This is a genomic window from Staphylococcus cornubiensis, from assembly GCF_900183575.1.
Lineage (GTDB): Bacteria > Bacillota > Bacilli > Staphylococcales > Staphylococcaceae > Staphylococcus > Staphylococcus cornubiensis.
Genome location: NZ_FXUZ01000008.1, coordinates 15,764 through 41,473, shown reverse-complemented (window position 1 = coordinate 41,473; position 25,710 = coordinate 15,764). Strand labels below are relative to the sequence as shown.

Below are 25,710 nucleotides of genomic sequence, written 5' to 3'. Positions count from 1 at the left end.
AACAAAAAACAGTCTTAACATTGTAGTTAGGACTGATTGAGTAAAATTTGGTAATCTTATCTACAAAAATATAGAAATTATGTTTTCTATTATGATTGATACTTCATTTCAAAATTCAAATATTCATCTAGCCCCTCTTTTAATGTATAGCGCGTTGAAAATCCCAATTGTTTCAAAGGTTCAATATCCGCGTAAGAATATTTCACATCCCCTTCTCTAGGGTGAGTAAAGCGTGTTGGAATCTCTTTTTGATATAAATCCATAAAAACTTTGTATATCGCTAATAAAGATTTTGGGTGTGATGTCCCCACATTATATACATAGCCATTGGTAGAATTAGAATCAATAACAATTTGAATGGCTTGAACGATATCTTTAACATAAACAAAATCTCTTGTTTGTTCACCATTACCAAAGAAAGTAAACTGTTTATCTTTATCAAAACAGTTTTTCATGATAGAGAGTACACCTGAATATTGAGATTGTGGATCTTGCTTTGGTCCGTATACATTAAAAAAACGTAGTGACGTTGTTGGTAAATGATACAATTGGTAATATAACTTTACATATTGTTCACCACTATATTTTTGAATCGCATATGGAGATTCGGGTTGAATATGACTTGTGATACTTTTAGGTAATTTCGGATTGTTACCATAAACCGCTGCTGATGACGCAAATATAAATTTTTTAAGATAAGGCAAGTGTTTACGACTTAATTCAAGCAATCGAACAAGCGCTGAGATATTAACTTCATTTGATTCTTCAGGATTTTCTACAGTATCAACGACACTCACTACTGCTGCCAAATGAATAATGATATCAAATTGATGTGTTTGAATAATATTTTCAACCTCATCATAACTTCTAATATCTGTATGTAAGAAATGTTCATTATCAATAAAAGGAATGTTATGTCTATAACCCGTACTCAAATTATCCATTATATATACTTCTTCTTGTTGATTAAAAAAATGTTCAGCAATATGTGAACCTATGAATCCAGCACCACCTGTAATCAATATCTTCATTTTTTCCACTTCCTTAAACACGTAAAACAAAATTCTATTTAATACTAAAATTCGTTCTAAACTAAAACATTTTATTCTTTTATAATTCTATTGTAAAATGGTTGGTGATAATTGTAAATATGTAAATCTTTATTACGGCTTTCGGAGCACGCATTCATCACTTAAAGTCTCTATAATAAATAGCAACTTCGCCTGTTTTTTATTTGCATAGGTAAATACCGACTTGCTTGTTAATACTTATACAGGGCCAGATGCTTTACTTGAAGGAATTAAAAATATTTATCTCATTAAATAAACATGCAAAAAAGGATAGAAACTTTTTGTTCAACAGAAAAGGAATACGGTTCAAATGATATCGTTAGCATGATTTATCAAAAATTCTAAAAATGCTCATATAAAAAAGCGAAGTTGAGACACAAAAGACCTCAACTCCACTTTTAATAGTATGAAGTGTACTAAAATGAAAAACTCAGAATCATTCCTACACTTCAGACAACACTTTACATAGACAGTTCTTGGATTATTTTATTCAACCGATTGAATTAACTCCGCATATTTCTTTTCAGCATGTCGTATATCGAAACGCTCATCTAACTTAACATCAGTAATGGGGTGTTCTGTAATTTTCATCATTTTATCTGCTAAATCATCAATATTTTGTGATTCAACGAGATAACCATTTTCACCGTTTTTTATCATTTCTCTTGGACCATAGCGAATATCATATGCAAGCACAGGACATCCATTATTGATACTCTCCATTACAGATAAAGAAAAAACCTCATATTGACTCGTAAGTATTGATGCGGCATGTTGACTGAATACCTTATCCGGTTCATTCGTTTTACCGTGAAATGTTACCTTATCAGTCAAATCAAACTCACGAATATATTGTTTCATCTCTTTAACAGGCTGACTTTCCCCATGACCATAAATGTCTAAACCATAATGGTAACCGGCATCTCGATATGTTTTAAACGCTTTAATAATATGTGGAAGTTGCTTATTTTCATCAATACGACCAATATATAAAAAGCGTGGTTCTCTTTCGACATGTCCCGGTTCATGAACTGCCATAAAGTGTGGCACAACTGTGATACGATGTTCCGAAATGTTAAAATCTTCCATCATCTCATGCTTTTGCTGTTCTGTTAACACGACAATCTGGTTAATTTCGTTAGCCCTTTTATGAAAAATTTTATAGCTTTTCTTAATACTACCATCAACATTTTTGTGACTACTGTGAATGAAGAAAATGTTTTTAATAGGCTTTGATACATTTAAAATCGCACGGTCTAACAAACGCGCATCATTGAACACTTTAGCACCAGTATCAATGACATTTTCATAAAAATAAGTAAAAAAGTCTTTTTCATCATCAAATGCATGCGTGATAGTACCATTTTGATAAAGATGTATGTGCGAAAGTTTATTTTCTTTAAAGTGGCGAACACAATAAACTTCACCATTACGGTCAAATAATTTTTCACTTAATTTAAAGTTATCTTTTTTATCAAACAAGCTCACACGATGTAAATAACCATATTCATTGTATTCTCGACGTTCCACTTTATGTTTTTGACTAGGTAACATTACATCTTCAATATGCAATATTTCTAATGAGACGTCATAATATTTTCGGTACAACAAATACGTATCATCTTTGTAATAGCGTAGAACTTTTGGATCTTTTTTACTGCGCTTATAAGTCATGCCTTCAATTTTGATAGGTGTTTGATGATATTTAGGCTTTTTCTTGAATTTCGTGTGTGGAAATTGATAGATTTTCCCATTTGTAAACCATTCATAAATATTCATCACTTTTGTATCTTCACTTAAAATTTGACGTTCTCTAAAGCGGTTAACAATAAGAGGATAATTAGGATTATAGTTAGTAGTCAAAATCATATGCGATTCTTGAAAATGATTTTCCATAAACTGTATTCTTTTTAATAATGATTTCGTCCGCCCACCATGTATTTCTGGTAGCGTCGATGTGATAGTGTAAAGCATAGTCGCCCCCTCAGTAACTTTTAAATATAGTATTGATGGCAATAGATACTAATGTTGCTGTATCTGTTCCACCTTTTTACGCTTTCTTCTCTGCCCCACCAAATAGCAATAGTATATACCCCCACTTTTTAATTTAAAAATATTACTTATATAAACCCTGTTTTACATGATTTCAAACACTTAGCATTCAATCACTCAAAATTATAGCTTGCAATTATCAATCCTTCATTTAATTTAGAATTCAACCTAATATTGTATAAATCACTTATTGTTACCATTCTCAGAAATTTTAAATTTATTAAGCCAAGTTTGATTTATTGCTACTTTTGATTAAATGTTAATGATATAATACCAAATGTTAAAAGATTACTGAAAGGATGATCCTTATGCATGCACTATCCATTATAGTGCCATTTTACAACTCAGAGGAGTACATCACAGATTGTATCAGTTATATTAAACGTCAACGCAATCAAGACTTCGAACTGATTCTTGTAAATGATGGCTCAACCGATCGAAGTGAACCTTTACTCGATGAAGCTTTAGCAGATTATGATAAAAAAGTGAAATATATTAAATTAGAAACAAACCAAGGTCACGCGCATGCACGTAATGTAGGGATGAAAGCCGTTGAGACACCTTACTTTATGTTTGTCGATGCTGACGATAAATTAGCAACTTATGCAGTCAACTTTTATTTAAAACATATTCAAAGCTTCGATGGCTTAATTGCACCTGTACATGAATTCGCATTGAATATGCCACAATTTGTCGATCAAGACCGTGTGCAGATCAAATATTTAGATACGAAAAGCAATCCTAATTCATTTTTAAGAAAAAACACAGCATGTAATATCATCTTTAAAACAGCAATCGTTAAAGGACACAATCTTCAATTTAACGAATCATTAAAAGTGTATACAGATTGGTCATTTATTTTAGATTATGTTCAATATGCGGAAAATTTCATTCGTGTAACGCACTTCCCATTTTATTTCAAAGGCGAAGTGTATGATCCGTTTGAAACCAATACATTATCTGAACAAAGCTTTGACTTCTTATTTGATGATTACGCAAAAAGTTTTATTGATGCATTATCTCGTGTACACAGTAAACAAACACGAACATTTATTAAACAACGTATGCTCAATACATTACATAACGACTTTTCACCGAACTTGCGCGAAACAGCCGAACGGTTTGCAACACACCAAGACGCATTGGCTCAAGTCGTTCGTCACCTCGGTGTAGACATTCTTAAAGAACATAAGTTGTTGTTCACTTTAGAAGCACTCGCATTAGCATTCAAAAAAATAGGATGGGCTTCAAGTATTAACCGCTTACGTTTTGTAACACGCCATGCTAAACGTGTCGCGTTACGTCAAAAAGGAAAAGAGCGTTCTCAATATTTCTTAACGGACAAAGATGAAAATGTGAACAATAAAACCGTTGTCTTTGAGTCATTTGGCGGAAAAAATTATAGTGACAGTCCAAAATACATTTATGAATATATGAAAGACCATTATCCTGAACTCAACTATAAATGGGTCTTTAATAATCCAGAATATAATTCAGTACCTGGTGAAGTGGAGAAAGTCAAAAAAAATTCTAATGCGTATTATAACGCTTATTCAGAAGCAAAATTCTGGGTGTCCAACGCAAGAATTCCACTTTTCTTAAATAAAAAACCGAACCAAATTTACATTCAAACTTGGCACGGAACACCTTTAAAGCGCCTTGCTAATGATATGAAAGTCGTTAGAATGCCAGGAACAACAACGTCATTGTATAAACGTAATTTCCATAAAGAAGCATCTCGTTGGGACCACTTAGTCTCACCAAACCGTTACTCAACAGAAATCTTCCGTACCGCATTCTGGATGCCACCTGAAAAAGTTCTAGAAATTGGCTATCCACGTAACGATATTTTGGTAAATCGCGCAGATGACACAGCGTTACAAGAAAGTATTAAAGAAGAACTCAACATCCCTGAAGGCAAAAAAGTCATTATGTATGCACCAACATGGCGTGATGATGAGTTCATTAAAAAAGGTCAATATACATTCGAACTCAAAATTGATCTACCCCGTTTACAACAAGAACTTGGTGATGATTATGTGATTTTATTACGTATGCACTATTTGATTGCCAACGCTCTTGATTTAAACGGTTTTGAAGATTTTGCGATTGATGTATCGAATTATAATGACATTTCGAAACTATATTTAATTAGTGATTGCTTGATTACAGATTACTCTTCAGTCATGTTTGACTATGGTATTTTGAAACGTCCACAATTTTTCTTCGCTTATGATATTGAAAAATATGACAAGAATTTACGTGGTTTCTACATTGATTATCATAAAGATTTACCAGGTCCGATTTATACAGAACCTGGTGCATTAATTGAAGGATTGAAGCAGTTAGATGCGGTTAAAGATGAATACAAACCTCGAATTGATGCCTTTTATAACCGTTTTTGTTCAATTGAGAATGGTCGTGCATCACAGTATATCGGTGACATGATTTATAATGAGATTCAGAAAAACTTAGATTAATATCGAGAGATGGAGTCATTACGATGGCTTCATCTTTTTTATTTAGTGTGTCATCGTATGAATTGCATTGAATGTCTATAAACTTTCTGATACTTAAAGGACACTGTAAGCAATTTACTTCCATAACCTAAAATAAATTAAAATCATTATGATATTTTAATTGTTATTTAGTATTGCAATCTTTTATTGTGGTAATATATGTCTATACAGCAATACATGATTCGGAAGGATGATTGGATTATGAACCTGAGTATTATAATTCCTTTTTATAATGAGTCAGATCACATCATAGATTGTATCAATGCGATAAAAAAACAACAGAACCAAAATTTCGAATTAATTTTGATTAATGATGGATCCACAGATGATAGCGAGGCATTATTGAATACAGCATTGGCTGATTATGATAAAAAAGTGACTTATATTAAATTTGAAGACAATCATGGCCATGCACACGCACGCAATGTAGGAATTCAAGCTGTTACAACACCTTTTTTCATGTTTGTAGATGCAGATGATCAACTTGCAAGTTATGCAGTGCACTTTTATTTAAAACATTTACAACATTTGGATGGCTTAATTGCGCCAATTGACGAATTTTCACTTAATCCACCACAATATGTGAATCAAGATGATGTACAAATCAATTATTTAACTGTGCAAAGTCATCCGCAAGCATTTTTGCGAAGTAATACAGCTTGTAATATTATTTTCAAAACGAGTATCGTTCACGCTCATCAAATTCAATTTAATGAAAATTTACGTGTCTATGTCGATCAATCGTTTATTTTAGATTATCTTCAATATGCTGAACGTTTTATTGAAATAAGTCATTTTCCTTTTTATTTTAGAGGAGAAGTATACGCTCCTTTTAATACAACGACCCTTTCTGAACAAAATTCTGATTTTCTATTTGAAGACTACTGTAATAGTTTTATTGATGCGATTACACGCGTTCATAACAACACCTTGCGTCAGTTTATTAAGCAAAATATGATGATGCGATTACACCAAGAGTTTAACCCTAATGAAAACGACACTATTGAACGTTTAATCGTCCATCAAGCATCACTCTCAAAAGTTGTGCATCATCTTGGTTTTTCTATTTTAAAAGAGAAGAAATTACTGTTTATTATTGAAATGTTAGCTTTAGCGATGGACAAGTCGCATTGGGCAATTAAAATGAACCGTTTTCGCTTTATTATAAGTCACCTAAAAAATATCGTAGAACGTCATCCACTCCAAGAGCGCTCACGTTATTTTCTAACTGATAAAATTGACAATGTTAACGCTAAAACAGTTGTTTTTGAATCATTCGGCGGTAAAAATTACAGTGATAATCCAAAATACATTTATGAATATATGAAAAATCATTATCCTGAACTCAACTATAAATGGGTCTTTAATAATCCTAAAATGAATCATGTGCCTGGTGAAGCAGTCAAAGTTGAAAAAAATTCTGGTGCTTATTATCAAGCGTATTCAGAAGCAAAAATCTGGGTTTCTAATGCACGTCTCCCACTCTTCTTAAATAAAAAATCAAATCAAACATATATTCAAACATGGCACGGGACACCTTTAAAGCGTCTTGCGAATGATATGAAAGTCGTAAGAATGCCGAATACAACGACTTCATTATATAAACGAAATTTTTACAAAGAAACGTCACGCTGGGATTATCTTATTTCACCAAATCAATATTCAACAGAGATCTTCCGTACTGCTTTTTGGATGCCGCCTGAAAAAACATTAGAAATTGGCTATCCTCGAAATGATATTTTAGTCAATCGTGCAAATGATTTAGCGTTACAAGCTGAAATACGTGAAGAACTCAACATTCCTGAAGGTAAAAAAATCATTATGTATGCACCAACGTGGCGTGATGATGAGTTTGTTAAAAAAGGGGGCTATACTTTTAAACTTAAAATCGATTTAGCGCAGTTACAAGAAGCTTTAGGTGCAGAATATATCATACTTTTACGTATGCATTATTTAATTTCGAATCAATTGTCACTTAATGGTTATGAAGATTTTGCGATTGATGTCTCAAATTATAATGACATTTCAAGACTTTATTTAATTTGCGATTGTTTGATTACCGACTACTCTTCTGTCATGTTCGATTATGGTATTTTGAAACGTCCACAACTCTTCTTTCCTTATGATATTGAAAAATACTCGAAAGAATTACGCGGATTTTATATTGATTATCATACTGAGTTGCCTGGTCCAATTTATACAGATTCAGATGTCTTAATTGAAGGTTTAAAAAATATTGACCAAATTCGTGAAACGTACCAAGATAAAATTGAAACGTTTCATCAACGTTTTTGTTCAAGCGAAAATGGACGTGCGTCACAGTACATTGGTGACATGATTTATGATGAGATTCAGAAAAACTTAGATCAACAATAAGCGGAATGGGACATTAAAATTTTTAATGCTATTGATGCGGTTATTTTGTTTAACTTGCCCTTTCACTATGATTGGCGGTTTTTGATTGCCCTCATGGCTTCGCGTTCTTCCTAGGGGCTGGCCCTTCAACTCAATTCTGCTTTGATAAAATAGTCACTTGTTTGAAGCCGAATTGGATTTTGGGAGCAGTACAGAAATCTCATGTGGTACCAAGATTTCGTCGTACTGCCCCCGCAAGGCTGACTCGGCTTCTCAAAAGCATGCGCATTGAGAAGTCAGACAGCTACTGCGTTAAACGGTAGCCGCTTTTAAAGTTAAATGACGTTATTTTGCCTTTAACTTATCCCTCAGGAGTCTCAGCCTTCTGGGCAATCTTATATCAAACACAGCAACTTAGGGCAAGTTTATGAAGTGAAAACAACCCATAGCATCTACTTTTCATGGCCAATTCATCCACATTTCCCCATTGTTTTATCAACTTTAATGGATATAAGTCCATAAAAAGAGAATGGGAAAACTTGAAATTATCCCATTCTCTTTTTTGTTACATACTATGCATTCATACATTGCTGTCAGCCTTTATTTTAACATCATCACGTGGTTAATGTGTTCATGATAACTGGTGTATGCCTAACTTACTATCATTACTCATAAATCGACAATAATGCCTTCGTATATTCATCACGTGCTTCATCAAACAGCGCTTCTATCGGAAATGCATCAACAACACGACCTTGATGCATCACCACAATACGCGAGACCCACTTTTGTAAAAATGCTAAATCATGAGAAATTACGACCATTGCGCATTGTGTCCGTTCGACATGCTGTTTTAACTGCTGCGCCATTCGATCTTCTGCAATCACATCTAAATTCGCTGTAATCTCATCACAAATCAACAAATCTGGCTGCAACATTAACGTTCGAATGACATTGAAACGCTGTAATTGTCCCCCACTCAACGCATTGGGATACCGTTTCATCAATTCATGTGTCAAACCCATCGATGCCATCAAATCATCACGATACTGTTGATATACTGTACGTTGAGTGACATCAAAAGCTAATGCTTCGTTTAGAGAAGTCGCTACTGTCATTTTAGGATTAAAAGCATAACTCGCATGTTGTAAAATCGGTAATACACGTTTGAATGTGGATGTGACCCGACCTTGTTGGGCACGTAATTCCCCTAACATCACATGCGCTAATGTAGATTTACCAGAACCACTTTCACCAACAATACCTACAATTTCATGAGGCCCGACTGTTAATGACACATCATCTAAAGCAGTGACATCGTTATATTGAACGGTAATATGTTCTAATTTAATCATAGGACTCACCTTGTTTTAACTGACTTCGGTGTTGAAATAAATGCGCACTGTACGGATGAATGTCTGCTGTTTTGAAATAGTGATCGTCACCATAGTCCACAATACGGCCATGTTGTAACACATATAGATAATCACTAAATCGTTGGACATGCGTTAAGTTGTGCGTCACGACAAATAAAGTGACATCGTGTGCTTCAGCAAGATGATCCAGTAAAGTCATGATTTGATGACCCGTTACAGCATCCAAAGCAGCGGTCGGTTCGTCTGCGATAATCAATGTTGGTTCCAACATCATCACGCTCGCAATGAGTACACGTTCTAGTTGCCCACCAGACAGCATGAAGCGATAACGTTTCGTCATGTCGAGATGGTCTAGTCCAACCCATTTGAGCGCTTTTTGAACTTGCTCCGCCGCTTCTTGACGCGTAACTTTATAATGCTGACGATAAATACCGAGCAGTTGTTTACCAATCGGGGTATGGTCGTTAAAACTATGCGTATAATCTTGAGAAATATACCCCACTTGTTTACCTAAGTATGGTTTTAATGACGTCACACTTTGACCGTGATAATACCATTGATCATACGTCATCACACATTGTTCCGGTAAAGCGCCGAGCAATGCTTTAATCAACATACTTTTACCGGCACCACTTTCACCAATTAAGACATTGACTTGTGACGCATAGAGGATCATATCGAGACGATCAATAATGTAACGCTCACCTTGTCGTACAGTTAAGTTGCGTATGTCTAATAACTTATTCATGTCCACGATGCTCCTCTTGTGTAAAATGATCGCGTACAGCATCTCCAGTCAATTGGAAAATCAAAATCGTCAGAGCAATCATTACGGCTGGTGCAAATAAGAGTAATGGATTTGAAGTCATAAAGTCACGACCTGCATTTAACATTGCCCCCCATTCCGGTGATGGCGGTTGTGCACCTAATCCTAAAAATGATAACGATGAAATGTAGAGAATATTTTTTCCGAAATCGACTGTTGCTACGACTAAAATGGAAGGCAAAACATGTGGAACAAAGTGCCGGAACATAATACGTAAGGTCGGAACACGATACAATTTTGCCATACGGATATAATCCATATCACGAATACTTGCTACAATTGTACGGGTCAACCGCGTATATGTCATCCAGCGTAACAATACCATGGCCCAAACGATATTCCAGATACTCGGTTTCAACAAACTCGCCATCGCAATAATGAGCACAAATTCCGGAATGCTGAGACCAATATCGACGATGCGCATGATGATTTTTTCAACTTTGCCTTTAAAAAATCCTGCAATCATACCGATAGGCACACCGATGATGACTGTCATCACTATCGTAACTAAGCTGACTAACAACGTATAGCGTGCCCCGATAATGAGTCGTGCAAACATGTCCCGTCCGTAGTCATCTGTCCCTAACCAATGCATCGAACTGATCGGTAAAAATTGGTCACTTAACTTCACTTCCAATGCTGATTGTGTTGAAACAAAAAATTGAGCGATGATGAGTAGCACGACATAAAGTGCGCATACCCATACCATTTTCGGTAAGTGTCGTAACTGTTTCATCATTGGGACACCTCGTATGTTGACGTTTGCGCATGTGCATCATCACGTCCTTGTTGGAAATAACGTTGTTTCGGATCTAACAAAAGTACGATGGCATCGCTCACCAAATTAGAAAGCACTACGACAATTCCTAACATGAGCACGACACCTTGAATGACAGGGTAATCTCTCGCCCGGATACTATCGACTAAAAACTGCCCCATCCCTGGAATACCAAACACATTTTCAATAACGACCGTACCTCCAATTAGACTGCCAATAGAGAGGCCTAAAATCGTCACAACAGGTACTAACGCCGGCTTTAAAATGTCAGTAAAGAAGATATAGCGCTCTGATAAACCTCTTAATCGAGACGCTTTGACTTCACGGCTGCGATATAAATCCATCACATTCGCACGCATTAATCGAACGTAATAGGCACTCATTCCGATACTCATCGCAATCACAGGCAATACTAATTGTGTAGGCGAACCATAACCCGAAACAGGTAAAATTTTAAAATGTAACGCAAAAATGTGCAGTAATATCATCCCTAAAAAGAATGACGGAATACTCACTGTCACCGATGTTACGACGCGTATTGTACGGTCCAGTTTACCGTTCGGATGACGCGCTGCAAATACCCCTAAAGGTAGCGCAGTCGCCATAACCACAATAATAGTAAAAACCGCAATCGTTATAGTCGGTGGTGCATAAAACAAAATCTCTTGCAGTACAGGGCGTCCTGTTTGATAACTTGTCCCAAAATCGAACTGCACAATTTGACCTAGCCAACGAAAATATTGAACAAACCACGCATCATCTAAACCATATTGCGCACGTGTTGCTTCTATAGTCGATTGTGAAATATTGGATTCCCCAACATGTAAAATTTGGTTAACTGGGTCACCTGGCGTACTTTTCATTAAAATGAACGTAATCGTCGACAATACCCAAAGTACGACAATCATTTTGACTATAGCGCGCATGAAACGCTTAATCCGCATCTTTCATATCAACCTTGTCATCTACTAAATAAATGCCTTCAGGTGTCGCTTTAAAGTTTGTGACATCTTTATTCAACCCATCTACTGTATCGTTATACGTAATGTAGCTTGCTGGAATATCTTTCGCAGCTTTATCAATAATTTTATTTGAGAGGGCTTCACGTTGTTCTTTGCCTACAGTATGGTTCAATTCATTAATCATTTCAGTGACTTCTTTATTTTTGTAATCCCCTTTATTGCTTGAACCATCTTCATGGAACGCTTGGTTAAAGAAGTAACCTGTGTCACCACGTGGAATGGTACCGAAACTATACATTGTCGCATCCCATTGTGAACGATCTGCTAAGTAACCTTCGATATCATCTACGTTACGAATTTCGATATCGATATGTGCTTTTTTTGCATCAGATTGAATCACTTGTGCCATTTTAGGAAGTTCTGGACGGCCTTCATATGTCGCTAATTGAATTTTCAATGGATGCGCATCACTATAACCGGCATCTTCCATTAATTTTTTCGCAGCTTCAATATCTTGTTCTTGAACTTTATGTTGATCAATAAAGTCTAAACTATCATTGAATGGACCTGTCGCAGGTTTCGCATAACCATTCGACACTTCTTTCGCAAGTCCTTTACGATCAATAATTTTATCCAGTGCTTCACGTACGTCATGCGTCATTTTGTCACTATCTTGGTTGTAAATCATCATTTGCGTACGATAGCCCGATACACGTGACACTTTTGTATCGCCTTTATCGTCTATTTGTTTCACACGATTGACAGGAACGTCTGTGATTAAATCCGCTTCACCAGATTCTAAATGGCTCACACGTGCATTCCCATCTTCTTGGTACGTCACTGTAACGCCATCAAGTTTGGGTTTACCATGCCAATAATCATCATTACGATCTAACGTGATTTTTTGAGAACGTTTGTAGTCTTTAATTTGATATGGACCTGTACCAACTGGCTCAGCATCGATATCTGTTTTAGCATCCGCATCGAAAATTGCAACAAATGGACTAGCCAATTCAGAAGCAAGCTCTGGATAAGCCTCTTTTGTTGTAATCGTCACTTTTTGACCGTCTGCTTGAATGTCCTTAATCGGTAGCGTTGACTTTACAAAATCACTCTCTTTTAATGCCTTTTCTAAACTTTCTTTGACTTTCTCACCAGTTAAAGCTTCACCATTTTGGAATTTCACATCATCTTTGACCGTTAATTCCAATTTTTCAGGTGACACTTGTTTGTAGTCTTGAGCCAACCACGGTTGCACTTCACCATCTTTTGATACTTTGAATAACGACTCTGCCGCTCCTGCTCTCACAGCAACATCTGTTTCATACGGAGCAATTGATGTTGTCTTCAAAGGAATTTCAATATCCAACACTTTATCCTTAGCGTGACGATCCCACGATCCCGTACCACAACTTGCCAACAATAATGATGTTGCCGTTAAAGCGACGAGTGAATATTTCAATTTCATACGATAAACGCCTTCTTTCTCTGTAATGAGCTAAAATATCATTTAACGTTCATAATTATATCAGAAAAGTATTCATCATATAAAATTATTTATTTCGGTTGTCCTTAATTTTGTTTTTCTAATTGTTCTAAAAATAATTTTGCTTGGCGATTAATCGTTTTGAAATCAATACCTTGTTGCTGTGCGGCAAACACACAACCACAATAACATTGACGGAAAATGTCATAATCTTGACACATTGTAATAGAGCGTTCATACCCTTTATTTTTCTTAAAGTCACTTGGTAAATATTTGACATCATACAATTGTTGCACATCTAAGCCAATTTCATTAATCAACTGTGCATTTTTCTTAGGTGACAACGTAATCGCACTACCAAAATAATCATAGCCTAGTTCTACAGCTGCTTCTGCGACCATTTCTAAACGCATACCAAAACAGGCCGAACATCTTGCACCGCCTTCAGGTTCTTCCGTCAAACCACGTGATTTCGCCATTTTCATAAACTCATGTGGCTCGTATGGCGCTTCAATATAACGAACATGATTGCCTGTTCTTTCATTAAAGTCATGCACAAATTGCTCTTGAACACGTGCACGTCGCAAATATTCATTTTTCGGATGGATATTCGGATTCGCAAAATAAATGGCCACGTCCGCATATTCCGTCAAAAACTCTAACGTATACGTACTACACGGCGCACAGCAACTATGTAATAAAATAGAAGGACGCTCATTTTCGCGCTCCCAATTCACAATCATCTTACGTAAAACTTTGTCGTAATTAATTTTTTGGTTTTTCATTTTCTCTAAAATTTGTTCAGCTTGAATCATATGACTCCCCCACTTCGCAATCTTATGTTTTTTCAATAAAACCAATATATCACAAAATTTATCACAATGTAGGCGGAACTTTCCCTTCATTGCAAACGGTTTCCCAAATAAAAAACAGCCATCCAACATGACATTGGACCACTGTTATATTGAACATATCACATATATTCGCATACGTTACATACAAACCCGTTCAAATATTCATATCATTGCGTCACACATCAAACATGCTCAAACGTGATGCGCACACGCCAAGCAAATGTATTCAATCGTGTAAATTCAACTTTCCCACCTACTGCATCAACAATTGAAGCCAGCTCATCTTTAAAAGGATAATATTCCGTTTCTAAATCCGCAACCAAATTGACATACCTCTTATCACGATACGTCTTAATTATTTGCGCTTTATCCCCTTCAGATTCAAATAGTGTATCTACTAAAATCACTTGACCCCCATTATTTAAAAATGATTTCAAATAAGTCAGTGCTTCTCGTTTACTGTCATGATTCAAATGATGAAAGGCAAATGTAGACACAATCGTCTCAAAGCGTGTGTCAGTAGGAACATCTAAAAAGTGACCATTCCACACGTGTAAGCCTTCTTTTTGATTGGCAATCTTACGCATATCTTCAGAAGGGTCAATAGCCGTGACATCCAAACCTTTTTGAATTAAACGCGTTGTTAGATTACCTGTTCCAGCGCCAATCTCAAGCACACGTCCCTCTGACAAATCGACCACACCATCTAACATCGCTGTATACCCAGCAAACACATCTTCGTACTCATTGTCGTTAACAGTGTTGAATACCGTTTCATCATAACGCTCTGCCCATTTTTCAAACACGTCCATAAACTCCATGATTATCCCCTTTTCAATTCCTAGTATTTTGATATGTATTATATACTAATTGACAATCATTGCCAACCTCAAAAAGAAGAAAACACATTTAATTACAAATTCTAAAAATAAAAAGCACAGTACAAAAGGGCGTCACACCTTTGCACTGCACTTTAAATTAAAATGAATTGCTTACTAAAAAAACACACATCATCGCGACTACTATTAATATTAGGTTGGAAATTCAGCCTCTGGAAATTCAGAAAAAGTTCATGTGCTTTCTTTTTACTTCCTTCCATTTCAAAAAGAATCATGTTTTTGAAATGTGTCTTCTATATTCAAATACCCCCAAGATTGCAGAACCTTTCGACACTCCCGAGGGATCAGCTGAACCGGAAAATCCAATTCGGCTTCTATCAAGTGTACATTCCAATAAATCCAAATTGAGTTGAGGCAAGTTCCCTGGGAAAGGAGAAATGGTTCAGCCACTCTCTATATTCCTATTCCCAAAAGAATCATGTTTTTGATAGTTGTTGAATCATTAAATGTCCGAGATTATTCCACGATTGACAAAACCGCGCAAGACTCCTGAAGGATAGATGCTGCCTAAAGTAATCACTTTTCATTTTGATAGTGGCTACTGTTTATCGCAGTAGCTGTCTGACTTCTCAATGCTCATGCTGTTGAGAAGTCTAGTCAGCCTTGCGGGGGCAGTACGACGAAATCTTTGTTGCACATATGATTTCTGTACTGCTCCCGAAAATCCACTAACGCTTCCTTAGTAACAGTTCAGTCAAGCGTTAGTTAGTTGAGAGGTCAACGTACACACTCCACCAAAAAGAATCATGTTTTTGAAATGTGTCTTCTATATTCAAATACCCCCAAGATTGCAGAACCTTTCGACACTCCCGAGGGATCAGCTGAACCGGAAAATCCAATTCGGCTTCTATCAAAATCACACTTTGATTAAGCCGAATTTAGTTGAAGGTTCAGCCCCTGGGAAAGGGAGAAAAAGTTTAGCAATCTTGAGGGTCTATGAGCCTCTTTAATTTAAAGTAACACTTCTTATTTCAAAAACATTATTCCAACACGTCGCTTTTCTCGGCCTTCTCCGCCAATCCTTGTGCTAATGGGTCCAAATATGGTTTCCCAATCAAGCCCACCAAGAAGAAGCCAACGCCGAATAAAGTGAGCATCGTCAATTTATACGTTAAAATTTGTGGCACAGGTCCGCCCACTGCTTCTCTTAATGCATCAATACTATAAGAGAATGGCAAGAACGGATGAATACTTTGGAAAAATTGCGGTGTCACTTCAATCGGGAATGTCCCCCCACCACCTGCAATTTGTAAGACAAGCAAGACGATAGCTAAGGCTTTACCTGGATTACCCAATACAGAAACTAATGTATACACAATCATTGTAAAAATCAGTGCAGAATACATACTAATTGCAATAAATAACGGCACGGATTCAATGGATGCTTTCAAAATCACAATATCCCCAATAGAGACGATCGTCGCTTGAGTGATGTTCATTAATAAGAAAAGTCCCATTTTACCGAGATATGTTTCTCGAATGCTTAAGTATGGCTTTAATTCTGGATGTTTATTATGAACCGAAAGCAAGCTCACTAGTAACAAAGCCCCCACCCATATCGCTAATGCAGTATAGAATGGTGTACTTGCGGAACCATAATCTTTAACAGGAAAGACATCTTCTTTTTGTAAATCAACAGGACTTGCAATGACACCTGCTTGTTTCTTCAGATCATTACGCAACAAGTCAATTAAATCCTCTATTGTGTTCTCTTTGTCGAGTTGTTTAAAAATACCATCCGCTTTTTGTAAATCTTGTTCTACTTTTGGTAAATCATTTCGAGCAAATTCTGCTAAACGATGTAACGTTTCCTTCGCTTTCGGTTGATTTGTATCTAAAATATTGCGTAAACGGTCATATTGTGCGAATGCTTCTGGTAATTTTTCATTAACTGTCGCAGTCGCATCGGAAACGCGACCTTCTACACGCGGCAAGTCATTTTGGACAAAGTTGGACGCTTTTGCGACTTTTTCACGAAATTGTGGGAAATAGGTTTGTGCCGCATTCATCGCATGAATATATTCAGCTTCTACACGTGGCAACGTATCACTCAATTGATGTAAACGTTGTTGGCCTTCCGTTAAAAATTGCTGACCTTTTCGAATCGCATTGTTCAGTTGATTCAAGCGTTGCTGTACTTGATCTAAAGTCGTTGCGCCTTGATTTAAAGCTGTACCGACTTGGCTTGAAATATCTTGTAACGTTTGTGAAAGATCTCCACGAAGGACTTTATCCGCTGACGCTAACTGATCTTTCACTTTAGATAAACCATTCAATACATCTACCGCTTCAGCTTGTCCTGAGTTACCTGCTGAAATGGCATCCTTCAATGCATTCAAACGTTTGGTTCTTTGTTCAACATTTTCTTGTGCAGTTTTAAGTCGTGCTTGGGCATCGGATAAATTTATACCTTCACTTTTTTCAATATCCGCTAAATAATCTCTATAGTCACGAATCATTTTCGTCGTGTTGTTCATACGGGCAATGAGGTGATTTAACGGCGACTCAAATTGTTTCGGATCTTTGGCACTTAAAATACCGTAACTTAAGTTCTCTGCTGTATCCATATCTGCAGACGTCGCTTTGAGTTGCTTTTCTACAGCTTGATTCACTTGTTGTAATGCATCTCCATACGCTGTCGTCATCATTTGTGCATCATCAGGTGAAATCACATGACCTGCCGGAACATTGCTATCATCACCAGATGTCGTCGTACTCATTTGCTTCGTACGATACGTCACCTCTTTTGTACTTTGTGGCGCTGTTGCAGTCGCATCTTGGGCACGTTCTCCCACTTTGTTATTTACTGCACTTGCACGGTCCACTCCATTTTGTAGCACATTCACACGTTGCTCTACACGAGGCAGTAATTGTTGGATTTCATTAAGTTTTACGAGTGCTTGGTCCGTACCTGCAATTGCACGATCCACACCGTCGTTTATGGCTGGGAAATGATCAGGGACACCACTCGCAACTTGGAGTACACGTTCGATGTCTGGCATCGCTTGATTTAATGACACAATGAGTTTAGCACGCTCGTTAATCGCTGGAATACTGGCATTCAACTGATTCAATCGTTCTGTTGCATTCACAGCATCATCTTTATATTGATCTAATGCTCTAAATTTATCTGCATATTGATCGATTTGGTCTTGATTTTCATCTAAATAAATTAAAGTTTTACGGAATTTTTCAATTTTTGGTAACGCTTGGTTCGCCGCATAAATACCATCTCTGACTTTATGGTAATTTGGCAATTGGTCTTCTAATTTAATACCAATACGATTGGCTTCATCTAACAATGCTTTCGTCACAGTCTCATTAAATTTTTTATTGGCATTTCTAACAATTTCACTTGAGCCCGCATCTGTCATTTTAGGCGCAATTGCATTCAGTTTCTGATTCACTTTATATTCTACTTCAGCTTGTTGAGGATCTTTACGTACAATTCCAGTAATTTGATGTGTAAATTTTTCAGGAATGTAAATCGCTGCGTAATATTTCCCCATTTTCAAATCCCTGTCTGCTTTTTCACGACTCACCACTTGCCAATTGAAATGGTCATCCTTGCGCAAAGTCTCTTCAATTTGATTCCCAACGTTAATTTTTTTATTGCGCACCGTATCGCCTTTATCCTCGTTGACTACTGCAATTTTAATGCCATCTGTGTTAGAGTATGGATCCCATGTGGCCTCGAGATTAAACCACGCATAGAATGAAGGGAGTATCGCTAATCCTATAATCAACACCAACGCTCCAGGGGTTTTGGCAATTTTTTTAATATCCGTCAGAAAAAGTTTGATGGCATTTTTCATTTTCTCACCTCAATATTTTGTGAAACACTTTATTATTTACTTCCATTCATGTAATATAAAATATGTATAACAATTGCAAAATTTCGTTATTTTTAATTTTTAAGTTAACACACGTCAACGAAATACAAGACATCCTATAGTATAACAAGTTCACTAGCGTTTTGTATACCTTTGTATGAACAGAATGCCTTTGATATAGTAAAGTCGAACACGCTTATCTCACATGACGTCACTCCCCCTTGTGACTCAACTCGTGTCGCTATCAATGTGCATTTTCATCCTATTTCACACATAAATCACTGCGCTTTTTAAGAAAGGAGCCTAATATTGAATAAGAAATTCATTTATACAGGGTTGTTAAGTACTGCACTGCTCATTCCTTCCGTTACACCTCAAAGGGCTGTTGCAGCGACACCTCAAACTGAAGATGTACTCAAAGATAATCAAGAGAATGCCCATGATACAGATGTCACATCAGATGAAGCACGTGACGAACGTACGACGACATCTCAATCATCAGATAAAAAAGATACTACAAAACGAAAAGCAACCAAAGCATCCGAGAAAGCGACTTCTAAACAAGAGGATTCGAAAAATGCTTCCCTTTTCGACACATCATCTCCTATAGATTCACAATTGAAATCGGCTTTTTCATCTCATACAGATTGGTTTGGCCAACTTTTCCATTCTACAGTCAATAACACAACAGATGCATCTCATCATACTACATATCCAGCACCAACAAATGATGCGGCATCAACACCATCACAAGAGCAACCATCGTCTCCTGAAAATCGAGGCTTTTTTGAGGCACTTCAAGCATTATTCAGTAATAACGATGAAGATAAACAAGAAGACCATACTGCATCATCAACTGATGAAACAGCGTCTACAGAAGAAAAAACAACTGAAAAGCCATCATCAGAACAACAAGACCGCTCTAAAGATAATGTAGCATCTTCTCAAAATAGTGATGCAACAGAAAAAACATCAAAAACGGAAGACGAAGCAACATCCGAAGCACAACCTGCACCACACCAGAAAGATGATGCAACAACTGAAGTGCCATCAACGACTGAAGAAAGTCCGGCTACTGAAGACAAGCAGACAGAAGCACAATCAACACCTTCACGTGACACTTCTTCAAAACAAACAGAAAAAAAGCAAAATGATGCGATGATTGATGCGCTATTGGACGAATATAGTGAGAAAGCAAAACAAACGGATGATTCGTACAAAAAACAAAAATCGTCTACAGATCAAACTTCAACATCTAAAGACAAAAAACACGAAGCACAAATTTCAAATCCAGGCACTTTCAAGCAATCAAGAGAACAAGCGCCGACACAATCATATCAAAACAGTGAAGACAAAGAACAATTACGTCAAACGACACTTTTTGAAGCAATGCCGAAGTCTGATGGATCAACGGACGACTCAGGCACGATGCGCGTCGTACCTCAAGCGTCAACACGTGAATTTATTAATGACATTGCTAAAGATGCACATGATATCGGTCAAGGAGAAGATGTCTATGCTTCTATTATGATTGCACAGGCGATTTTAGAATCTGATTCTGGTAAAAGTGAATTATCACGTGAACCTAATTACAATTTATTTGGAATTAAAGGAAGCTATCACGGCGAATCTGTAAATTTCAAAACTTTAGAATCTGACGGTGAACAATTGTATGAAATCAATGCCGCTTTCAGAAAATATCCAGATCATAAAGCATCACTTCAAGATTATGCGGATTTAATTAAAGAAGGTATCGATGGCAACCCAGACATCTATCAAGACGTATGGAAAAGTCACAGTTTAAGCTATCGCGATGCTGCATCAGCATTAGTCGGTACATATGCAACAGATCCACAATACGACAAAAAATTAGAAGCTTTGATTGAAGCATATGACTTAACACGCTTTGATCAACAAGAAATGCCGGATTTATTAGATCAAAAAATGGATAATCCGTCGACAAAAGATTATAAAGGGGCTTTTAAACCATTCTCAGTTTCAGCTAACTCACCGTATCCACATGGCCAATGTACGTGGTATGTGTACAATCGAATGTCACAATTTGATATCAGCATTCCTGGTGATATGGGCAATGCCGCCGACTGGACTTATTCAGCACTGGTCAAAGGTTTTAGCGTTTCAAGTACACCGAAACAACATAGCGCTGTCGTATTTAATCCGAATGAGTTAGGTGCTGACCGTTACTATGGTCACGTCGCTTTTGTTGAGAAAGTTAATGATGATGGTTCAATTGTCGTATCTGAATCTAATGTCAAAGGACTGGGCGTCATTTCATTCCGTACAATTGATGCAAAAGATGCCGAGAAGTTGGACTACATTAGTGGCGATTTAGCAACAGAATAGAAGCGTTTTCTTATCATTAGATTTATAGCGTTCAATACTCATATTTGATACAACGTTTAATGATTGATTGATGAACGCTACAAACGCAATATACTGTTTCATTTTATAAGAAATGGGCTCAGACAAATCAACGTCTGAGCCCTTTCTATATCCGTGACACCTGTTTATTCTATACCGATAGCATTGTTCCTTGTCGTTACTATGAAAATGTATACTTCTATTTATCAATGATACGGTACAATTTCAAAGTACGGCAATCATTATGAACGACGCGTTTTTTTATGAAATCTTAAGAAAAGTATGAGTGCACCGACAGCAACAACTAAAATGCCAAATGGAAGCCACGTATATTTAACAATTTGACCTGTATTCGGTAAATTAAAATTACCATCTTGATCAAATAAACCATCTAAAAAGCCATGTGACGTGGTCTGACTATTAATCACTTGATACGGATCAATGTTCGGTTTTGGCGCAAAATCATGTTTGAATAAGCCGCCATCTCGATGCCATGATTGTCGATCACGATTTAAAAGTTGCTGCAGTTTGTCATTGGTACGGCCTGATGATTTTATATCGTCACTATTCAAACCATCTCCGAGAATATTCGCAATGCGACGTAACGGTGCGAATAAGTCATTGATATTTGTCTTCGCATTGTTTCGTGCATGCTGAAGTTGTTCTCGTAAAGTTAACAATCGATTGGCTTGAGCACTGAGTTCATCTTCAATCGACTTTAACTTCTGATGTGCACTTTTTTTATCTTGCTGCACACGGTCGGCAATCAGTTTAGCATTTTCTGCGTTCAGACGCCCACCTAATATCGATTCAATCACTTTAGGGTCGGCATCGGTGTTGTTAATCAGCGCACTTAAAATATCATCCCCGCTTGCTTTACCGTTCGTTTTAAAATGATTTTTAAGGCGATCGAGTATCATTTGATGAGAAGGCTTACCTTTCAGCACTTCTTCAGCAATTTTTTGTGCTTCTTGTTCATCAAAGCGTGTTCGTAAAATACTTTCCACTAAACCTTGTGAATTTGAAGCATTATCCAACATACCTAACAACAGATCATCACTCGACGTTTTTTTAAGTCGATCTGCCTGTCGATGGATTTCGTTTGCTAATTGTTGGTCCGTTTTACCTTTAACATCTATCTGCTTTGCACGTTTGGCCGCTTCTTGTTGATTAAAAACTTCGCCTAATATCGATTCGACCGCCACGCGTTTATCTTTTTGATCTTTAAGTTGTGTTAAAATCGTATCATTTTGTGCATTCAGTTGATGAGTCACTGTTTTGGCATCATCAAGCAAAGCTGTTTTTTCAGCACCAGAAATGTCTGTACGATTTTTAATCTCTTGTTCAAAACTTTGTAAATGCTGTAATTTATCTTCAAAATAACGATTTGTCTTGTCATTCAAATTGTCTGAAACGAAATGATCAATGCGTGTGACAGCACTGTCTATATCTTGCAATGGTAAAATTCCGTTTTCTGTCGTCTCATGTTTGTCTTTTAATGATTCGAGGTCTTTTTTTACATCATCTTTCAATGCGCTATTTTTTTGTTGACCGTGATGAGGTGCTGCTATCGTTGGTGTTGAAGATTGACGATGCTTTGCTTTAGCTGAGTCTTCAGTTGTTTCATCTTCTTCCACACTTTTGGCTGTCGACATTCCTTTATCTTGAGTGTCAGTTGTTTCTCGTTGACCTTCATCAACTTTTGCTTTTAATGCGTTGATTTTTTCGTCAATAGCATCGAGTTGGGGTTGACTTTCGTTGTCTGTCTCAGCATCGTGCGCTAAACGATTAGCTAATTCGGCTTCCTTCATAACTTCCTCAATATTTTGGGATGACGTATCGTACTGACGAATCAACGAAAGAAAGTCATTTTTATAATCCGTATTTAAATATTGAAGCGCCTTTACTCTCTTATCAGCTTTTTCACGTAACGATGCTAAATCGTCAGTTGTAGCTGTTTGTGCTATCGCTGTCGTTTCGTGTGACAATGTTGAAGGCATTTGAAGTCCACTACCAACTAATAAAAGAACAGTACCGGCTTTAACTAAACGATGACGCATGTTTTGAGATGAAGGGGATTTTCGTTCTGGCATGCCATCATTCCTTTCTATATCATGTCTCTATTATAGCGTTTATTTAACACTTTTTAAATAAAGATTAGATATATTGCAATTTGAAAATAACCAAGGATTGGCTATGACATCCTCTGTTCTTCCAACAACACTTCCATGATCAATATCGTGGCTATGGTATAAAAATTGGCTATGGAAAAGCAAACCCATCAAAGCATTCCTAAAACGACAATATTCATGTCAACCAAGGTTATTCATGAAAAAAGACCGGGAATCCTATGACCCCAGTCTCTGATTTGTTCACTTATGCTTTAATGATATGTTGCAACGTACTGTATAATTCCGCTTCATTCGTTGTTTCTAACAATTGTTGTCGCTTGTCATCATGCATTAAGTTTTTCGACAGTTGTTGTAATACTTTTAAATGCGTATCATGACTTTGTTCCGGTACAGCAATTAAAAAGACGAGTTGTGGCAATGTACCGTCTAAACTTTCCCATTGAACGCCTTGATCGTGTTTTAATACGGCGATAATCGGTTGACGTACCGCGTTTGTTTTCGCATGTGGCATTGCAATATGCATACCGAGTGCTGTCGTTGATTCTGCCTCACGCGCTAACACGGCCTCTTTTAAAATCGCTGCATCCGTCACATAGTTTTCGCGCACTAAACGATCAATCATCGTATCAATCGCTTTGTCTCTATCCATAGGCACTGCTGTTTGAATCATGACTTGTGGATTCAACATGTCTTGCACGTCCGCATCTTCATTCACCTTTACTGTCGACTCCGATTCATCTGATGTCCCTTGTGTCGCTGTCGGATGTTTTTTAAATGTTAAGACAAGCGCTGTCGTCACAAAGCTACCGGCTAGTACAGCAACAATAAACATGAGCACCCCATCGATACCCCCTAAGACTGCAACGATAGGGCCACCATGCGCCACTCTATCACCGACATGACCGAGTGCTGCAATGACAGAAGCCACCATCGCACCAATCATATTTGCCGGAATGATACGTAACGGGTCCTGAGCTGCAAATGGGATTGCCCCCTCTGTAATACCAAATAATCCCATTGTAAATGAAGCTTTCCCCATTTCGATTTCATTACGGTTGAATTTACGTTTTTGGATAAATGTCGCAAGTCCGAGTCCAATCGGCGGCGTACAGACTGCCACTGCAACCATCCCCATGACACTATAGTTTCCTTCTGCAATTAAAGCCGAACCGAATAAAAATGCGACTTTATTCACTGGACCGCCCATATCAAAAGCGATCATCGCCCCAATAATTAAAGCTAAAATAACAATATTTGCCCCTTGCATGCCTTTCAGCCAAGTTGTCAAAGTTTCAAAAATAGCTGCAATTGGCGCACCTAAAACGAAAATAAAGATCATACCAACGAGTACCGACGCAATAATTGGAATAATAATGATTGGCATAATCGGCGCCATCGCTTTCGGCACTTTAATATTTTTAATCCATTTTGCGATATAACCTGCTAAAAAACCAGCAACGATACCACCTAGAAAGCCAGCTCCTGCCGTACTACCGTAAAAACTACCATCTGCCGCAATCGCACCACCAATCATCCCTGGCACAAGACCCGGCTTATCCGCAATACTCACTGCAATATAACCAGCCAAAATCGGTACCATAAAACTAAATGCTAACGCACCAATTTTTTCGAACGGCTTCCAAAATGAATCATCCGGTATGACTAAACCTTGTGTCGCTGTTTTTTCACCACCTAACGACAACGCTAAGGCGATGAGTAACCCTCCGACAACAATGAACGGTACCATAAAAGAAACCCCATTCATTAAATGTTGATAGACCATTTGCATACCGTTTTGTTTATTTTCACTTTGAGGTGCAGTTGTAGCACTTGTGTCAGCTTGTCCTGACTCATGATACACTGGTGCTTCCCCTTTCACCACACGCTGAATTAATGCTTCAGGTTGGTGAATGCCTGCCCTTACACTTTCTTTCACGAGGGGCTTACCATTGAACCGGGATAAATCCACTTGTCTATCTGCTGCGATAATAATGCCGTCTGCTGCCGCAATTTCTTCAGCTGTTAATACATTTTCGGCACCGACGCCTCCTTGTGTTTCTACTTTGATGTCGATACCTAACGATGCTGCAGCTTGCTCTAACTTTTCTTGTGCCATATATGTATGTGCAATACCATTTGGACAAGATGTAACTGCGAGTATTCTCATACCAATACTTCCTCTCTTC

The 25,710-nt window shown here is 37.3% G+C and carries 15 protein-coding genes; 3 read left to right on the top strand and 12 right to left on the bottom strand.

The window, feature by feature from the left end:
* Window positions 1-89: 89 nt before the first annotated feature.
* Together CCE82_RS08860 and CCE82_RS08855 are read right to left on the bottom strand one after the other, a co-directional pair.
* Window positions 90-1,031 (bottom strand): NAD-dependent epimerase/dehydratase family protein, encoded by a 942-nt coding sequence (locus CCE82_RS08860; protein WP_086429038.1) that lies wholly within the window; start codon window positions 1,029-1,031, stop codon window positions 90-92.
* Between the two features lie 525 nt (window positions 1,032-1,556).
* Window positions 1,557-3,044, bottom strand: a complete 1,488-nt coding sequence (locus CCE82_RS08855; RefSeq protein ID WP_086429037.1) for a glycosyltransferase — start codon at window positions 3,042-3,044, stop codon at window positions 1,557-1,559.
* 386 nt (window positions 3,045-3,430) lie between these two features.
* Here CCE82_RS08855 and CCE82_RS08850 point away from each other — a divergent pair, with 386 nt between their 5' ends.
* Together CCE82_RS08850 and CCE82_RS08845 are read left to right on the top strand one after the other, a co-directional pair.
* Window positions 3,431-5,602, top strand: a complete 2,172-nt coding sequence (locus CCE82_RS08850) for a bifunctional glycosyltransferase/CDP-glycerol:glycerophosphate glycerophosphotransferase (RefSeq protein WP_086429036.1) — start codon at window positions 3,431-3,433, stop codon at window positions 5,600-5,602.
* A 240-nt stretch (window positions 5,603-5,842) separates the two neighbouring features.
* Window positions 5,843-8,017 (top strand): bifunctional glycosyltransferase/CDP-glycerol:glycerophosphate glycerophosphotransferase, encoded by a 2,175-nt coding sequence (locus CCE82_RS08845; protein ID WP_086429035.1) that lies wholly within the window; start codon window positions 5,843-5,845, stop codon window positions 8,015-8,017.
* 644 nt (window positions 8,018-8,661) lie between these two features.
* On the opposite strand, the gene CCE82_RS08840 is transcribed toward CCE82_RS08845, so the two are convergent.
* The 8 genes from CCE82_RS08840 to CCE82_RS08800 all read right to left on the bottom strand — a co-directional run bounded on the left by CCE82_RS08840 (window position 8,662) and on the right by CCE82_RS08800 (window position 18,992).
* The gene (locus CCE82_RS08840) at window positions 8,662-9,351 is read right to left on the bottom strand and encodes an ABC transporter ATP-binding protein (RefSeq protein ID WP_086429034.1); all 690 of its coding nucleotides are present in this window, start codon (window positions 9,349-9,351) and stop codon (window positions 8,662-8,664) included.
* Window positions 9,344-10,120, bottom strand: a complete 777-nt coding sequence (locus tag CCE82_RS08835; RefSeq protein ID WP_086429033.1) for an ATP-binding cassette domain-containing protein — start codon at window positions 10,118-10,120, stop codon at window positions 9,344-9,346. The genes CCE82_RS08840 and CCE82_RS08835 overlap by 8 nt, the downstream gene beginning before the upstream one ends.
* Window positions 10,113-10,937, bottom strand: coding sequence for a nickel transporter permease (gene nikC, locus CCE82_RS08830; protein ID WP_086429032.1), 825 nt, complete (start codon window positions 10,935-10,937; stop codon window positions 10,113-10,115). The genes CCE82_RS08835 and nikC overlap by 8 nt, the downstream gene beginning before the upstream one ends.
* Window positions 10,934-11,920, bottom strand: coding sequence for a nickel ABC transporter permease (nikB, locus tag CCE82_RS08825; protein WP_086429031.1), 987 nt, complete (start codon window positions 11,918-11,920; stop codon window positions 10,934-10,936). The genes nikC and nikB overlap by 4 nt, the downstream gene beginning before the upstream one ends.
* Window positions 11,910-13,406, bottom strand: a complete 1,497-nt coding sequence (gene nikA / locus CCE82_RS08820) for a nickel ABC transporter substrate-binding protein (RefSeq protein WP_086429030.1) — start codon at window positions 13,404-13,406, stop codon at window positions 11,910-11,912. The genes nikB and nikA overlap by 11 nt, the downstream gene beginning before the upstream one ends.
* A gap of 104 nt (window positions 13,407-13,510) precedes the next feature.
* Window positions 13,511-14,239, bottom strand: a complete 729-nt coding sequence (locus tag CCE82_RS08815) for an epoxyqueuosine reductase QueH (protein ID WP_086429029.1) — start codon at window positions 14,237-14,239, stop codon at window positions 13,511-13,513.
* 221 nt (window positions 14,240-14,460) lie between these two features.
* Window positions 14,461-15,099, bottom strand: a complete 639-nt coding sequence (locus CCE82_RS08810; RefSeq protein ID WP_086429028.1) for a class I SAM-dependent methyltransferase — start codon at window positions 15,097-15,099, stop codon at window positions 14,461-14,463.
* A gap of 1,058 nt (window positions 15,100-16,157) precedes the next feature.
* Window positions 16,158-18,992: a YhgE/Pip domain-containing protein gene (locus CCE82_RS08800; protein ID WP_086429026.1), complete on the bottom strand. Its 2,835-nt coding sequence runs from the start codon at window positions 18,990-18,992 to the stop codon at window positions 16,158-16,160.
* A gap of 327 nt (window positions 18,993-19,319) precedes the next feature.
* On the opposite strand from CCE82_RS08800, the gene CCE82_RS08795 reads away from it, so the two are divergent.
* Window positions 19,320-21,374, top strand: coding sequence for an amidase domain-containing protein (locus CCE82_RS08795; RefSeq protein WP_086429025.1), 2,055 nt, complete (start codon window positions 19,320-19,322; stop codon window positions 21,372-21,374).
* Window positions 21,375-21,634: 260 nt separating this feature from the next.
* Here the strand turns inward: CCE82_RS08795 and CCE82_RS08790 are convergent, their stop codons facing one another.
* Together CCE82_RS08790 and CCE82_RS08785 are read right to left on the bottom strand one after the other, a co-directional pair.
* Entirely contained in the window at window positions 21,635-23,485 is a 1,851-nt protein-coding gene (locus CCE82_RS08790; protein ID WP_086429024.1) for a cell wall anchor protein, read from the bottom strand.
* Between the two features lie 283 nt (window positions 23,486-23,768).
* Entirely contained in the window at window positions 23,769-25,691 is a 1,923-nt protein-coding gene (locus CCE82_RS08785; RefSeq protein WP_086429023.1) for a fructose-specific PTS transporter subunit EIIC, read from the bottom strand.
* Between the last annotated feature and the right edge of the window lie 19 nt (window positions 25,692-25,710).